Origin of the sequence: Paracoccus sediminis (genome assembly GCF_900188295.1) — a bacterium.
Classification (GTDB): domain Bacteria; phylum Pseudomonadota; class Alphaproteobacteria; order Rhodobacterales; family Rhodobacteraceae; genus Paracoccus; species Paracoccus sediminis.
On the sequence record NZ_FZNM01000039.1, the window covers coordinates 1 to 1,304 of the forward strand.

1 protein-coding gene is annotated in these 1,304 nt (G+C 64.1%); it reads right to left on the reverse strand.

Annotated elements, in window-relative coordinates; translation table 11 throughout:
• Positions 1 to 50 precede the first annotated feature (50 nt).
• Positions 51 to 1,304 (reverse strand): IS21 family transposase (gene istA / locus CHB77_RS17895; RefSeq protein WP_089389475.1); only part of this gene is annotated, 1,254 nt, incomplete at its 5' end.

Here is a 1,304-nt window from a genome sequence, read left to right on the forward strand (position 1 = left end):
CGTGCATCTTCAGGCTGCGAAGCATGATGACGATGGCGCCGCTGGCAGGATCATGACGCATGACGGCCTCCTGCAGCTTGGGTGCGCAGGCCGTCGTAGCGTTCGACATTGGCCTTTGGCTCGCGGCGCAGGGCCAGGGCCTGCGGAGTATCAAGGGGCGGCCCGCCAATGACCTTGCCATCGACCAGCCGGTGCAACAGGTTCAGCACATGGGTCTTGGTCGCCACGCCCTCGGCCAGGGCCAACTCCACAGCCGTCAGCACGGCCTGTTCGTCGTGCTGGAGAACCAGGGCAAGGATGTCGACCATCTCCCGATCGCCGCCGGGCTTGCGCAGCATCTGCTCCTGCAACTGCCGGAAGGCAGGCGGCAGTTCCGCAAATGGAGCTCCGTTCCTGAGAGCCCCGGGCTTGCGCTGGAGAACGGCAAGATAATGCCGCCAGTCATAGATCGTCCGCGGTGGCAGCTTGTGGCTGCGCTGGATGATGCGGCCATGCTCGCACAGGATGTTGCCCTCGGCCGCCACGACCAGCCGATCCGGATAGATCCGCAGGCTGACAGGCCGGTTCGCGAATGAAGCCGGAACGCTATAGCGATTGCGCTCGAAGCTGATCAGGCAGGTGGGCGAGACACGCTTACTGAGCTCGATGAAGCCGTCGAAGGCCGGCGGCAACGGCATCAATGCGGCCCGCTCCTCAGCCCAGACATCGGCAATCGTGCCCGGCAGCGTGCCGTGCGGGGTCTCTTGCCACACCTCCAGGCAGCGCTGTTCCAGCCAGGCATTCATCGTGGCAAGGTCGGGAAAGCCCGGCATCCCCTGCAAGACCTGATGGCGGGAGTCCTGAACATTCTTCTCGACCTGTCCCTTCTCCCAACCCGCTGCCGGATTGCAAAACTCCGGCTCGAAGACATAGTGGTTGGCCATGGCGAGGAAGCGGAGGTTGACCTGCCGCTCCTTGCCACGGCCCACACGATCCACTGCCGTCTTCATGTTGTCGTAAATGCCGCGTTCAGGCACGCCGCCGAACACACGGAACGCGTGCCAGTGGGCATCGAACAGCATCTCGTGGGTCTGCAGGGGGTAGGCGCGCAACAGGAAGGCCCGGCTGTGCGACAGCTTGATATGCGCCATCTGAAGCTTGGTGCGCTCGTCGGTCAGATGCCCGTAGTCTTCGCTCCAGTCGAACTGGAAGGCCTCTCCCGGTCGGAAAGACAGCGGAACGAAGGTGCCGCGGCCCGTGGTCTGTTGCTCGCGCTGGCGATCTGTCCGCCAGTCCCGCGCAAAGGCCGCAACCCGGTTGTAGGA